Annotated in this window: 15 protein-coding genes; 4 read left to right on the forward strand and 11 right to left on the reverse strand. The window is 54.1% G+C overall.

Annotation, left to right across the window (positions count from 1 at the left end):
- Nucleotides 1–137: 137 nt before the first annotated feature.
- The gene (locus POG22_RS15855; RefSeq protein WP_498906332.1) at nucleotides 138–314 is read left to right on the forward strand and encodes a hypothetical protein; all 177 of its coding nucleotides are present in this window, start codon (nucleotides 138–140) and stop codon (nucleotides 312–314) included.
- 138 nt (nucleotides 315–452) lie between these two features.
- Entirely contained in the window at nucleotides 453–1,106 is a 654-nt protein-coding gene (gene hisG, locus POG22_RS15860) for an ATP phosphoribosyltransferase (RefSeq protein ID WP_063716748.1), read from the forward strand.
- A gap of 137 nt (nucleotides 1,107–1,243) precedes the next feature.
- On the opposite strand, the gene POG22_RS15865 is transcribed toward hisG, so the two are convergent.
- The 5 genes from POG22_RS15865 to POG22_RS15885 all read right to left on the reverse strand — a co-directional run bounded on the left by POG22_RS15865 (nucleotide 1,244) and on the right by POG22_RS15885 (nucleotide 6,361).
- Nucleotides 1,244–2,080 (reverse strand): NF038130 family PEP-CTERM protein, encoded by an 837-nt coding sequence (locus POG22_RS15865; protein WP_063716749.1) that lies wholly within the window; start codon nucleotides 2,078–2,080, stop codon nucleotides 1,244–1,246.
- A gap of 340 nt (nucleotides 2,081–2,420) precedes the next feature.
- Nucleotides 2,421–3,617 carry an LL-diaminopimelate aminotransferase gene (locus tag POG22_RS15870; RefSeq protein WP_063716750.1) on the reverse strand — a complete coding sequence of 399 codons (1,197 nt, stop codon included), beginning with the start codon at nucleotides 3,615–3,617 and terminating at the stop codon, nucleotides 2,421–2,423.
- 39 nt (nucleotides 3,618–3,656) lie between these two features.
- The gene (gene trxA, locus POG22_RS15875; protein ID WP_063716751.1) at nucleotides 3,657–3,983 is read right to left on the reverse strand and encodes a thioredoxin; all 327 of its coding nucleotides are present in this window, start codon (nucleotides 3,981–3,983) and stop codon (nucleotides 3,657–3,659) included.
- A 237-nt stretch (nucleotides 3,984–4,220) separates the two neighbouring features.
- Nucleotides 4,221–4,982, reverse strand: coding sequence for a PspA/IM30 family protein (locus POG22_RS15880; RefSeq protein ID WP_063716752.1), 762 nt, complete (start codon nucleotides 4,980–4,982; stop codon nucleotides 4,221–4,223).
- 188 nt (nucleotides 4,983–5,170) lie between these two features.
- Nucleotides 5,171–6,361, reverse strand: coding sequence for a hypothetical protein (locus POG22_RS15885; protein WP_498906333.1), 1,191 nt, complete (start codon nucleotides 6,359–6,361; stop codon nucleotides 5,171–5,173).
- A gap of 229 nt (nucleotides 6,362–6,590) precedes the next feature.
- Between POG22_RS15885 and POG22_RS15890 the strand changes: the two genes are divergently transcribed.
- Both POG22_RS15890 and POG22_RS15895 read left to right on the forward strand, forming a co-directional pair.
- On the forward strand, nucleotides 6,591–7,166 hold the full coding sequence (locus POG22_RS15890; RefSeq protein ID WP_063716754.1) for a DciA family protein: 576 nt from the start codon (nucleotides 6,591–6,593) through the stop codon (nucleotides 7,164–7,166).
- A gap of 311 nt (nucleotides 7,167–7,477) precedes the next feature.
- Entirely contained in the window at nucleotides 7,478–7,744 is a 267-nt protein-coding gene (locus POG22_RS15895; RefSeq protein ID WP_071591956.1) for a hypothetical protein, read from the forward strand.
- A 220-nt stretch (nucleotides 7,745–7,964) separates the two neighbouring features.
- Here POG22_RS15895 and menB read toward each other — a convergent pair whose 3' ends face one another.
- The 6 genes from menB to POG22_RS15925 all read right to left on the reverse strand — a co-directional run bounded on the left by menB (nucleotide 7,965) and on the right by POG22_RS15925 (nucleotide 12,711).
- A complete protein-coding gene (gene menB / locus POG22_RS15900; protein WP_498906335.1) occupies nucleotides 7,965–8,798 on the reverse strand; it encodes a 1,4-dihydroxy-2-naphthoyl-CoA synthase in 834 nt (277 codons plus the stop codon).
- An 87-nt stretch (nucleotides 8,799–8,885) separates the two neighbouring features.
- Nucleotides 8,886–9,983 (reverse strand): bifunctional chorismate mutase/prephenate dehydrogenase, encoded by a 1,098-nt coding sequence (gene tyrA / locus POG22_RS15905; RefSeq protein ID WP_498906337.1) that lies wholly within the window; start codon nucleotides 9,981–9,983, stop codon nucleotides 8,886–8,888.
- Between the two features lie 9 nt (nucleotides 9,984–9,992).
- Nucleotides 9,993–10,352, reverse strand: coding sequence for a phage holin family protein (locus POG22_RS15910; RefSeq protein WP_063716757.1), 360 nt, complete (start codon nucleotides 10,350–10,352; stop codon nucleotides 9,993–9,995).
- A 129-nt stretch (nucleotides 10,353–10,481) separates the two neighbouring features.
- Complete coding sequence (locus POG22_RS15915; RefSeq protein ID WP_063716758.1) at nucleotides 10,482–11,186, reverse strand: J domain-containing protein; 705 nt, start codon at nucleotides 11,184–11,186, stop codon at nucleotides 10,482–10,484.
- A 6-nt stretch (nucleotides 11,187–11,192) separates the two neighbouring features.
- A complete protein-coding gene (gene cysK / locus POG22_RS15920; protein ID WP_017658954.1) occupies nucleotides 11,193–12,155 on the reverse strand; it encodes a cysteine synthase A in 963 nt (320 codons plus the stop codon).
- Nucleotides 12,156–12,273: 118 nt separating this feature from the next.
- A complete protein-coding gene (locus POG22_RS15925; RefSeq protein ID WP_017658953.1) occupies nucleotides 12,274–12,711 on the reverse strand; it encodes an RrF2 family transcriptional regulator in 438 nt (145 codons plus the stop codon).
- Nucleotides 12,712–12,854 lie beyond the last annotated feature (143 nt).

Consider the following 12,854-nt stretch of genomic DNA (forward strand, 5'->3'; position numbering starts at 1 on the left):
AACCGATTTTTCTCTAAGATGTCATTTTTACCCGAATTTTTCTTTTTTCTCGGTCTTAATCCCTAACCAACTCCCGACTAATTTCATCCCCTTCTCGTGCTACTTGGCGTACTACAAGTTGAAGTGCGGAATGTGAGTTGGATCTGTTGAATCCGGCGATCGCAATTTTGGCATCGGAGATCGACGACGCGGCGCAAGCGAAAATCGAGAATATGGGAATTTCGGTGTTTCGGCTCGATCTCGACGGTGCAGTTCGGTGGACGCCAGAGGGAGGATTCGAGACGGTATTGGAGAGCGCGATCGAGGTGTTGTAATCTCGTTTTCGTCTGACCCGCATCTGACCGTGATTTCTCCGCATCGCGTTTCACTCTGTCCTGACGAAGTGAGATAATCCCGTTGGCAACTGCGATCGCGTTTGTGGATTGCGAGCCGTTCGTTCCGTCAGTTTCTTTATGCTTACTATCGCCCTGCCGAAAGGTTCCCTACTCAAAGACAGTATCGCTCGCCTGAAATCGATCGGTTTCGATTTCAGTGCGTTCCTCGATTCCTCGAACCGCCAACTGCAAATCCTCGACGCCAGCGGTTCGGCCAAAGGCTTACTCGTTCGCGCGCAAGACGTTCCGGTTTACGTCGAATACGGACAGGCTCAACTGGGTATCGTCGGCTACGACGTGCTACGGGAAAAACAGCCGAAAGTCGCCCACTTAGCTGATTTAGGGTTTGGAGGATGTCGCTTGTCCGTAGCGGTTAAAGCGTCGAGTTCCTACCGACAACCCATCGAACTTCCGGCTCACGGCCGCGTGGCCTCGAAATTCGTCCGCTGTGCGCGGGAGTATTTCCGCGAGTTGGACTTGCCTGTAGAAATCGTACCGCTTTACGGCTCCGTCGAACTCGGTCCGATTACGGGAATGTCCGAGGCGATCGTGGATTTGGTGTCCACCGGACGCACGTTAAAAGAAAACGGCTTGATTGAAATTGCCGTATTGTTTGAAAGTACGGCTCGACTGGTGGCGCATCCTCTCAGTTACCGCCTCGACGCTGACGGACTGCACGATGTCGTCGAGGGACTGCGAGGGACGGTGAAAACCCCAGTATTGCAGCAGTAGCCACTGGCATCCATCCCAAAAAAAAGGGAGCTGAAAAAGCTCCCTTGTATCCGTTCGTTGTCTCGGTTGACCAACTTAGCACCCGAAACTCTCAAACCTTAGTTTTGACGAGATCGTCACAGTTCGTTCGGACTGACTTACGCTGTGGCTTTGCGTTTTGCCAAACCGAACAGGCTTCCCACTGCCAACAATCCGAGCATCGTAGAGGGTTCGGGAACGTCTGCCGCAGGCGGGACGTTGGCGTTATCGTTGAAGCGGAGGTTGTACAACCCCGTGTGAGACGTGCCGTCGTCAGCACTCGTTAAGCCAGATTCAAAGGCTTCACCCATCGCGTAGAGGAACTGGGTTTGGCCTTGATACTCGACTTTAACGACTTCGCTCATTTTGATGCCGGTGCTGTGAGCGAGGTGTCCGGCTAAGCCCACGAAGAGATCGCCGCTGCCGTCGGTGTTGACGTAGCTGACGTTGGGATCGCTAAAGCGTCCGTATCCGCCGAACATATCGAAGAACATCGAAGCCGTGCCGAAATCGGCAATACCGTAACTGCTCGTCACCCAGTTTTGAAAACCGGTCGAGGCGTCGTTCCAGGCTTCGGAGAACCATTTATCGATAAACCGCACGCCGCCACCGATGTCGGTGTACCAGTCAGCACGGGTCATACTGCTGATGAAGATGTTTTCACCGTCGATGGTACCTTGGAGAACGGTTGCGTTATTGAGATCGGCAGCGTCTGAACTCGAGGTCGTCCCCGACAGTTCGATGTTGCCGCCGGGATTGCTGAAGTCACCTTGCAGCACGTCCGAAAGGCTGGCGGAGTTGTTGAGAACGGTGGAACTTCCTTGTGCTTCGTACAGCAGGTGCGTGCCAGAAACGCTCGCCCCTGTGATGCTTCCGGCGAAGGCGGGAGCGGCGACAAACGCGATCGAGCCTATCGCCGACGCACTGATTAAAACTTTATTGACCGATACAGACATGGTTACGAATCCCCAAACAGGTTTGTGCAGAACGCGAGAACTTTAGATAGCTTTATAGTGGTAGGAGGTTGAGGGAGCGACTCGTTCGAGATTCAGTCAGAGCGTTTGACTGTTGGTTCGCTCTCGTGTCTCCCAAGTCTTTGGATGCACTGCCCGACTTCAACCTAGTTCTAATTATATGAAAGGATTGCCTCGAAAACGTAAAGTTCCGATAGAGTTTCGAGTATTTTCTATAAAGATTGCAATAAGAAAAGGTGCGATCGCGATCGCACCTTCCGTAAATTTTGGGTCGATACAGTTTAGATTTTTAACAACTCCGTAAATCCCGATACGCGATCGATTACAATTTCTGAAAGCTCGAATTTTTCTCCCGTAAAAATACGGAAATGCGATCGACTGCCTGCTGTAAAACATCGGGATCGTGGACTAAAGCAAAGCGAACGTATCCTTCGCCGCCTTCACCGAATCCCGCCCCAGGAGACACCGCAACTCCAGTCGCTTCAACGAGTTCGGCACAAAATCCGATGGAGTTCTTTTGCCAGGGTTCGGGCAGTTTAGCCCAAACGTACATCGTCGCTGGGGGTTTGGGAACGTTCCAACCGATGCGATGTAATGCCTCAACAAAAGCATCGCGACGTTGGCGAAAGGTTTCGACCGTGGCTTTTACCGCTGTCGTATCGCCGTTGAGCGCTGCCACCGCGCCGTTAAAAATGCCTCGATATTGGTTGAAATCGATCGCGGCTTTGAGTTGTCGCAACGCCAAAATTAACTCGGGATTGCCGATCGCGTAACCGACTCGAAAACCACCCATATTGTAGGATTTGGACAGGGTAAAAAACTCGATCGCCACCTGTTTTTCAGGGTCGGCTTGCAGCACCGACGGCGGACTGTTTTCCTCGAAAACTAAATCTGCATACGGGAAATCGTGAACCAAGACTAACTCGTGTTGCTGACAAAACTGTACCGCTTGTTTGAAAAAGTCTAACGACGCCACTGCCGTTGTCGGGTTGTGCGGATAGCTCAAGACCATCATTCGCGCGCGAGATAACACCTCATCAGGAATCGCCGCAAAATCGGGCAGAAACTGATTTTCCTCCCGCAACGCCATCGGATAAATTCGCCCGCTGGCCAAATAGACGCCTCCAGAATGAGACGGGTAGCCGGGGTCTTGCAGCAAGGCATAGTCCCCCGGATCGAGAACCGCCAGCGGTAGATGTGCCGTTCCCTCCTGGGAGCCGATCAGCGGTAGGACTTCCGTTTCCGGATCGACCGGAATGCCGTATTTGCGTTCGTACCAGGCGGCGGCGGCTTGGCGAAAGTCTCGAGTTCCGTGAAACAGTAGGTATTGATGGGTACTGGGATCGCGCAGCGATCGCGCGATTTCGTCGAGAACGAAGTCTGCTGCGGGCAAGTCTGACGATCCCAAGGACAAATCGATAAGATCTCGCTTGTGCGATCGCGCTTTGGCTTTGGCGCGGTCCATATCCGCAAAAACGTTGGTACGGAGGGGATCGAGGCGTTGGGCGAAGTGAACCATGAGAGGATAGAGAGGCCGGAGACCGAAGAGACGACGGGGTTAACGAACAACCGAGTCGATCAGTTCGCCGAGTTTGGGTTTGGTAATCGCCCCTTCTCGGGACTCGACGAGCTGTCCGTCTTTAAAAAAGCGTAGAGCGGGAACCCCTTCGACTTTATACGCTTTGACGGTGTCGGGGTTGGCATCGACTTCCAATTTCACGACTTTCAGGCGATCGGCGTATTCGGAAGCAGCCCAGTCGATCGACGGTGACACCAACCGACACGGACCGCACCAATTCGCCCAAAAGTAGGCTAAAACAGGAGTTTCAGACTGAACGACTTCAGCTTCAAATTGGGAATCGGTAATGATAACAGGACTGCTCATGTTCAAAAGAATCGACTGACGTTAACGATCGCGAGTTTACACAAACCTTTAAAAAGATAGTGTAAACCGATACTGTCTCGGCGTTAAAGCGTTTCGATGGCTTCAAACCTGAAGTTCTCCGAACTGTGGCGGGAAACGAGACCCCAAATTCGACAGCAAAGGGAAACTTCACGCGCGCGATCGCTCCCGACGCGATAAGTTTCCCTCGTTCCGTTATGGTTGACGGGTCAGACGACCTTAGAGGTTATCTAACTCTTTCCGCAGTTTTTCGAGTTCGTCATCGACTTCCGCCGAAGACGCTGCCGGAGTTTCTCCTTCGGGCAGTTGTTTGGGTTCGGAACCGCCGGTCAGCTGAGCTTTCATCGCCGCAAGTTCGTCGTCCACATCGCTACCCGATTCGAGCTGAGCGAACTGAGTTTCGAGATCGTTACCGACGAGTTCCCCTGCGGCTTGCGATCGCGCTTCGGCTTCGAGTACCTTCTCTTCCATGCGCTCGAAAGCACCCATCGCACTGCTAGTGCTAATCGAACCCATCGTGGTTTGCAGTTGCTCTTGAGCCTTCGCAGCTTGAATCCGAGCCTTGAGCATATTTTTCTTCGTCTTGGCTTCGGAAATCTTGCTTTCGAGCTGGACTAAGCTGCGTTTGAGGGTTTCGACTTGCTGCGATTGCGTATCGAGCTGGGTTTTCAGCGTCGCTGCGGTTTCGGCGTGAGATTTTTTGCGGACGAGCGCCTCGCGAGCGAGGGTTTCATCACCTTTTTGGAGTGCCAGTTGCGCGCGGCTTTGCCATTGATTGGATTGGCTTTGCGCCTGGTTGTACTGCTGTTGCGTTCGCTTTTGCTGGGCGATCGATTTGGCGACGGCTTGGCGCAGCTGCACCAAATCTTCCTGCATATCGATAATCGATTGCTCCAGAATCTTTTCTGGATCTTCCGCCTTGTTCACCAGATCGTTGAGGTTCGCTCTCACAACGCGGCTAATGCGGTCGAATAGTCCCATAACTCTCTATTTCCTTCTGGCGGTTGACAAATGAAGACACTCGCTCCTCTATCCAGTTTAACCAGTCAGCGCCCTCTTGGGAGAGGGGGAGAGAGGGAGAGAGGGAGAGGGGAAGAGGGGGAGAGGGGAAGACAAAGAAAACCCTGTTCCCTGTTCCCTGTTACCGATTCCCTGTTCCCTCTCAACTCTCAATTGTCTGCCCAGACTTCAGCGGAAATGCCTTCTCGCTCTAAGGTTTCGGCGAAGTCTTCGGCACTGGCGCGATCGTCTAAAGCCGCGACTTGGACTTTCGTTCCGCTGGGAAATTCTCGTAAATACGCATCGGGAACGACTTCTCGGACGCGATCGAGGGTCGCGACGTTACCGTTGTAATCGACCAGAACGAAGTAAAAGCCGTAATAATCGTCGTTTTGAGAAATCGCGGGTTCGGGACGAGGTTCGGCGTTTGCGTCGGTTTCGACGGTCGTCTCTTCGGCCGCATCGGAGGTGTTCTCGGCCTCGTCCGCAGGAGGATTGGATTTCGGAGCGAGTAAGGCGGAGATGTTGTCGAGAGTGTTTTCTTGCGGTGTCGTTCCCTGAGCTTGAGAGCCTTGTGGTGGCGTTTGGGGCGCGGGACGGGCTGAGGTGGGAGGTGGAATCGGTACGTCTACTTCGGGATCGAGGCCGCTGAGGGTATTTAAGTCGAGTTCGACGAATTCTTCAGAGGCTAAATCGGGAGAGGCCGGTAAACGGGGCGGGTCGTCGGCGGTATCGCTTTCTGAGGTATCGGTCGGCGTCGTTTCGGCTTCTCCGGTCGTGTCGCGACCGAAAAGCCTGTCGAATCCCAAGCGGTCTAAGCTGTCCGGGTTCGCCAAAACGTAGCCCAGGGTGGCACTGGCGGCCAAAAACAGCAAAATCGAACCGACTCCTAGCGGCGTCATCAGGCTTTTGGCCGATCGCTCTTTGGAGGTTTCGTCCACGGGTTCGATCTGGCTCTCGAGCAGTTGTTCGGAAGATTCGAGATAGTCTTGAGGGGGAAGGTTGGTGGCTGGGGTGTCGTCGGCGAGATTTTGAGGTGGGGTCGAGGTGCCGTCAGGGGTGGGAAGTTCGACCTGTTCGGGAAGGGGAGTTGGGTTCGATGGGGGAGTATCTGAGGCGGTTTCGGAGGTCGAGACGCTCGGTGTAGGGGTAGGCGCGAGGCGACCTTCGACGATTTTGACGGACGGGGGCGACACGGGCGTTCGAGAGGGAACGGATTTGAAGCGTTTGGCGGCGAGGCGATACCGTTCGAGTTCGTTGTCGAGCCGAACGTCCAAACTTCCCAAGGCCATCTGCAAAGCTGGATTTAACGAGGGCTTTGTAGCAACGGGGGCAAATTCGGTAGAGGACAGTTGACGCATGAATTTCGACTCCAGCCTTTCTCTCGATCGCGACGTGTAGAACAAACGGATATAGCTTTCCAGATTGCTTTGAGATTAGTTTAATCCGAACCTCCGTTGTCGTCTAGAGTGCTGGGTCGGCGTCGGGCGGCAGAATGGGTTAAGAAATTGGGAGATAAAGGTTTCAGTTGGTGCGATCGCCCTCGAGCGTTAGGAAAAGTTAGGAATTGCCGAGAGTTCTCGAAAATTTATGAGTTTTGAATCGATCGAACGTATTTTAAGCTCGCTTCCCGGTCTGTCTCCGTCGCCGGAACAACGGCAACTCGAGGCGATCGATCGCCTGTGGCCGGAGGTGGTGGGAGAGGCGATCGCCCGTTACAGTCGTCCGGTTCGGGTGTCCCGACAAGTGTTACAGGTGGCTGTGGCGACGCCGGTTTGGGCGCAACAGTTGCAGTTCCAGCGTGTTCGGTTGCTCGCAGCCCTCAACGCTCGTTTGTCGGCCTCTTTCAAGGATATCCGGTTTTCACCGGCTCTGTGGCATCGCCGCGACGCCGTTTCCGAGCCGACGCCTCAATTCGATTTGTCTCAGCATCCGAGCCAGTGGCAGCGTTCTCGATCGCCCTCACTGTCCCTCTCTTCGAGATTGCCTCGGGCAACAACGCCTCGCGAAGCCTTTGACGGGTGGGCGAAACGCCTCGGCGATCGCACGAAGGGACTCCCACTCTGTCCGCAATGTGGCTGTCCGACACCGCCGGGTGAGTTGCAACGGTGGTCGATTTGTGCCTTGTGTGCCTCTCGTTCGTTTGGCGAACCTGAGAATTGTTAGTGGTTTCGGGCGATCGAGACTTGATGTCGCAATCCTGTAAAGCAATGTAAATATCTAACTGAAATTGCCTCTCCAATTCTGTAGTTTCTTTAAAACTTAAAATACCCTAAACTCGATCCCCGTTATTTTTCCCCTGTTTTGCGCTAATGTATCGCTCGATACCAGCTATATTACGGAAATTTTATTAAAAGCAAAAAAACTTAATCAAAAAGCGCAAAACAGCTAAATTTTATATTTTCTTTGGGATCGAAAAATAAGTCTCGATCTACAATTAAGAGTAATAAAAGAGTTCAAAATTTTAAAGAACTTCTATGAAACCTCAAAGCTGCCCGATTTCAACCTGTCGGTCTTGCCGATACTACACCCCCGAAGGGCGTCGAGGAGGACAGTGCCAACAGCTTGGCGCTCCAGTTTGTGGAGGATGGAAAGCCTGTTCGCTAGGATTTCCACCGTTCGCGCCATCTTGGGAGTATCTAGAAAAATCGATGACGATCGTGTCCCACGAAGCGGTTCTGCACGATATCATCCACGAAGAAAAGCGTCCTATCCGGGTAAAACCCCTAAAAAGTGCCGTTTGAATTGGATTGGACGCGACATTTCACGCGCGGCACTCTAGTACGGCTTGTCTCGGAGTTCTATCGTTTTCGATTCTCGAATCGTCAACTCGAACGGCGATCGCCGTCAGCGCACCCTGTAAACTATCCCATCCAAAAATTCTCCCCCAGTCTCGAATAGCTGGGGGAGGCAAGTGTTCTCAGTGCGAGGCGTTGGTGTGACGCTCGACCGCGAAACGCCAGCTTAAGGAAGCCAAGGATACTGACGGAAATCAGGAGACCGTTTTTCCAAAAACGCTTGTTTCCCTTCAGCGCCTTCTTCCGTCATATAGTAGAGTAACGTCGCGTTTCCAGCCAGTTCTTGCAATCCCGCTTGTCCGTCGCAGTCGGCGTTAAAGGCCGCCTTGAGACAGCGAATGGCAATGGGGCTTTTTTGCAAGATTTCTCGGGCCCATTTCACGCCTTCGGTTTCTAGCTCTTCGACGGGAACCACACAGTTAACCAATCCCATTTCTAACGCCTGCTGCGCGTCGTATTGGCGACAGAGAAACCAAATTTCGCGCGCTTTCTTCTGACCGACGATGCGGGCTAAATAACTCGCTCCAAACCCGCCGTCGAAGCTCCCCACTTTCGGGCCAGTTTGTCCGAAGATGGCGTTATCGGCGGCAATGGTGAGGTCGCAGACGACGTGGAGGACGTGGCCGCCGCCGATGGCGTATCCCGCCACCAACGCGATGACCACCTTCGGCATCGAGCGAATCAGCCGTTGTAGGTCCAAAACGTTCAAGCGGGGGATGCCTTCGTCGTCCATATATCCAGCTTTGCCGCGCACGCTTTGGTCGCCGCCGGAACAAAAGGCATATTTCCCGTCGGTGTGGGGACCGGCACCGGTCAGCAAGACGACGCCGATTTCGGTATCTTCCCGCGCGTCTGCGAACGCATCGTACAGTTCGACGACGGTTTTCGGTCGAAAGGCGTTGCGTTTGTGGGGACGGTCGATCGTAATTTTGGCGATGCCGTCGCTTTTGTGATAGAGGATATCTTCGTAAGTTTTCGCGGTTTGCCAGTTCGCTTCCATGTAAGAGTTACGAGTTGCGATGTACGGTGATTTGGCTCGATCGAGCCGTTCTCCCCATCATCTCATTGCGGTGGCGTCGGGGTTTCGTCAAGGTTGCGGGGGCGTTTGCCGCTGTACGACGCGATCGGCAGCTAACAGGACGCTCATGGCGTCGATGAGGCGATCGCTTTCTCGGACTGCCCGTTCCGTTTCGTCACCAAAGGTACTGGTGGCTTGGTGAAACGCTTCGATGAGTTCTTGGCGGTCTTTGGTTCGGACGAGTTTCGCCAAGCGGGTAAAGGTTTCGGCCAGACGGGCGATCGCGTCTCGGCGTTCGGCGTTGGCTAACATGATATCGGCGTAGAGGGAGGCGTCTTGACCGAAAAGGCGACTCACCATATCGATACTCATACGGTAAATAGGACTCGAAAGGTCTAAACTGCGGCCGACGTCGATATTTTCGTCGGCCAGAAAAACGCCCAAACCGAAGGTGGAGAAATGGCGGATCGCCTGAATCGTCACCATCATGCGATCGTGTTCTTCCGGCGTGCAGTAGACCAAATCGCCGCCGTCTCGGTCCATTAACTCTACTAACCACTGCCAGGCATCCGGTTCTCGACCGGGACAGATGGCGACTTTTTGGGAAAGGAAGGATTCGACGCCAGGTCCGAACATGGGATGCAATCCCACCACTGGGCCGCTGTGGGCGTCTAACATCGTTTCGACGATGGGGGCTTTAATGCTGGTGATGTCGGCTAAAACGGCAGTGGGGGAGAGATATTTGGCGGTGTCGCGTACGATATCGAGGGTGCGATCGATCGGCACCGAAATTAACGCTAAATCCACATCGCCGAGTAAGGTTTCGGCGTCGTCCCAATCCGTGCGTCCCAGCAGACGGACTTCGTGTCCGGCGGTCTCGAACCGTTCTTGGAAAAACCGCCCCATCATCCCCTTACCGCCGACGATGGCGATGCGACGGGACGGTTCGCCCTCTGTGGTGAGGGGAGAACGGGCTAACGCCGCCGTGCAACTGGTGGCGACATTGCGCCAAACAAAAGCCGGAACCCCAGCCTTTTGGAGTTCCGACGGTTCGATTGTCGAGTCTTCGCTGAGTTCGTTAGGGTTCGATCGCCCTAATAATGCGATACGTTTTCCCAGCAGTTCCACAAGCTGGCGATCGAGATCTCGAAGGGAGTTTTCGCTCATCTAAATGTTTCAATTGTTTTCGACTTCCCGTCCGGCGAGGCTGTTGAGAATACTCGTTACGATCGACAACACGATCGACCCCACCAGTGCTGGAAGGAATCCGTTCACGGTAAAGCCAGCGGTGAAGTAGCCCACGAGCCAAATCCCGATGGCGTTAATGACAAACAGGAACAGTCCCAGCGAGACAATTGTAATCGGCAAGGTCAGCACGATTAAAATCGGACGTACGATAGCGTTGACTAATCCGAGAATCACGGCGGCGATGAGGGCGGCGGTCAAGCCTCCGGGGAGTGCTAAGCCGGGGACGATATAGGCCGTGACGACGAGGGCTAGGGCTGTTAGTAGCCAAGTAATGAGAAATTGCGGCATCGTTTTTCGTTTGACGCGACAGTCTCATTGTAACGCTGCCGATTTTTGCCTCTGGTGGGGTTTTCCGCCGTTGTGTCAGCCGGGGAGATCGTAACGGGAAACTCGACCCCGAAATCCTCTACGGGGTTTTTACAAAATAGGTTGGATGCGGCTGTAGGCGTCTTCTTGTAAGCCTCGGGCGATGCGGAAGAGTTCGCGACCGACGTGGAGATGGCGATCGTCGTAGTTGAGGGTAAAGTATTCTAACTCTTCGAGACCGTCGTGGACTTGATTGAGACAGTGGTAGATATCGGCGGCGACTCCAGCGAGGGAGGAGGGGTTGGGGGTCGATCGAAAGGTAGTTTGGGCGCGATCGAGAAACACGCGACATTGACTGAGATACATCGCGAAATTTTCCATCAACTCGTCGTCGAAGGGGTCGGCGGAGAGTTCGTCGATTTGCGGGTCGAGGGCGTCGAGGATGCGATCGAGTTCGAGATCGATGGGACGGTAAATGCGCTGAAGCCAAAACGCCACCAGTTCGTCAGCACTGCGGGAGGTTTGACGGGCGGTGCGAGGGTTGGTGGTGGAGGTCGAAGCCGTTTGCGATCGCTCGTAACGGGTCGATCGCGCGGTGGTGGCGTCTCGGCGTCGGTCGTAGGACTGACGAGAGGAGCGATCGCCGAGAACTTCGTAAGCGGCGTTAATGCGAACGATCGCCTCTTTGGCCGCGCGATCGGGGTTGCGATCGGGATGGAACAACTTCACCAAACGACGGTAAGCCTGTTTGATTTCGGCCTGCGTGGCAGACCGATGGACTTTTAAGACCTCGTAATGGTTTGGCTCGTTCCTCACGGGGGATTACGTCAACACGGCTTCCATGGTCAGTTGCGGGTCTTGGAACAGCGGCGTACTCAAGTAACGTTCGCCGAAGCTCGGTTGCACGACCACGATCAGTTTACCGTCATTTTCTGGACGTTGCCCGACGCGCACGGCCGCGCAAAGTGCCGCCCCCGTCGAAATTCCCGACAGCAAGCCTTCTTCGGAGGCCAGACGGCGGCCGTAGGCGATCGCTTCTTCGTCGGAAACGGCTACGACTTCGTCGATGAGACTCGAATCGAGAACTTCGGGAACGAAGCCGGCCCCGATACCTTGGATTTTATGGGGGCCGGGTTTACCGCCAGATAACACCGGACTGTTGGAGGGTTCGACGGCGATCGCTTGGAAAGAGGGTTTGCGTTTTTTCAACGCCTGGGCGATTCCGGTAATGGTTCCGCCGGTTCCAACCCCCGCGATGAGAATATCGACTTGACCGTCCGTATCGTTCCAAATTTCTTCGGCGGTGGTTTTGCGGTGGATTTCTGGGTTCGCCAGATTTTGGAACTGCTGCAACATATAGGCATTTTCCGTGTTGTCAACGATTTCTGACGCCCGTGCGATCGCCCCGCGCATTCCTTCGACACCGGGAGTCAGTTCGAGTTGGGCCCCGAACGCTCGCAACATGGCGCGACGTTCCACGCTCATGGTGTCGGGCATGGTTAAAATCAGCTTGTATCCCCTGGCGGCGGCGACCATTGCTAGGGCAATTCCGGTATTGCCCGACGTCGGCTCGACGAGAATCGTCTGGCCTGGAGTAATGCGTCCTTCTCGTTCGGCGACGTTAATCATGTTGACGCCGATACGGTCTTTTACCGAGGCGGCCGGGTTCATCCCTTCGAGTTTCATAACCAGACGAGCGACACAGCCTTCAGCTTGAGGAATCCGGTTGAGTTGGACCAGAGGAGTGTGTCCGACGAGTTCGGTGATATTGTTGGCGATTTTCATAAGTCGTTAGGATTGCAAAAAATTCGAGGACGAGATCGAGACGCCTCGAAACTCGCGCAGGAGTTCGATGGGTTCTCGAGAACTGCGAGGGCGCGTCCGCTGGTTCGGAGCGAGGGCCTCAGATGTAATACATGATATTGACTTGATGTCGCGCATCTCGCTGTTCTTTGAGATCCTGAAGTGTGTATTTTTGTAACACTGCTTGGGCGCGATCGCGAACTTCTTGCCAGATATCTCGCACGATTTCGCTTTCGACCGTGTGCGGGCGATCGCTGGCTGGGGCTTTTTGTCCGTTCGTGCCTTCGATACATTCGAGGGCTTCGAGAAGCGTGATTTTCCACGGTTCCCGTGCCAGGAGATATCCTCCCTTTGCTCCCCGTTGAGACCGAACTAAACCGCCCCGTCGTAACGTTGCGAGTAGCTGTTCGAGGTAGCGATCGGGGATGTTTTGTTGGCTGGCGATCTGCCGAATTTGTAACGGCTCCCCTTTGGCGTGATGGGCGGCAAGTTCGATTAGGGCCAGTAGAGCGTATTCACTTTTACAAGAAAGTTCCACGATCGAAGCCGAACCTCAAAGACTGCGGGTCGAGACGGTAGAACGCCTCAAAATTTTTTCTATTATACCCCGGTTCTCCAGTGGGGTTTGGTGTTTTTTGAGGGATGAGGTGATGAGGTGATGAGGTGAGGAGATGGGGAGAT

The sequence above is a fragment of the Geitlerinema sp. CS-897 genome (assembly GCF_028368005.1).
GTDB lineage: Bacteria > Cyanobacteriota > Cyanobacteriia > Cyanobacteriales > Geitlerinemataceae > Baaleninema > Baaleninema simplex.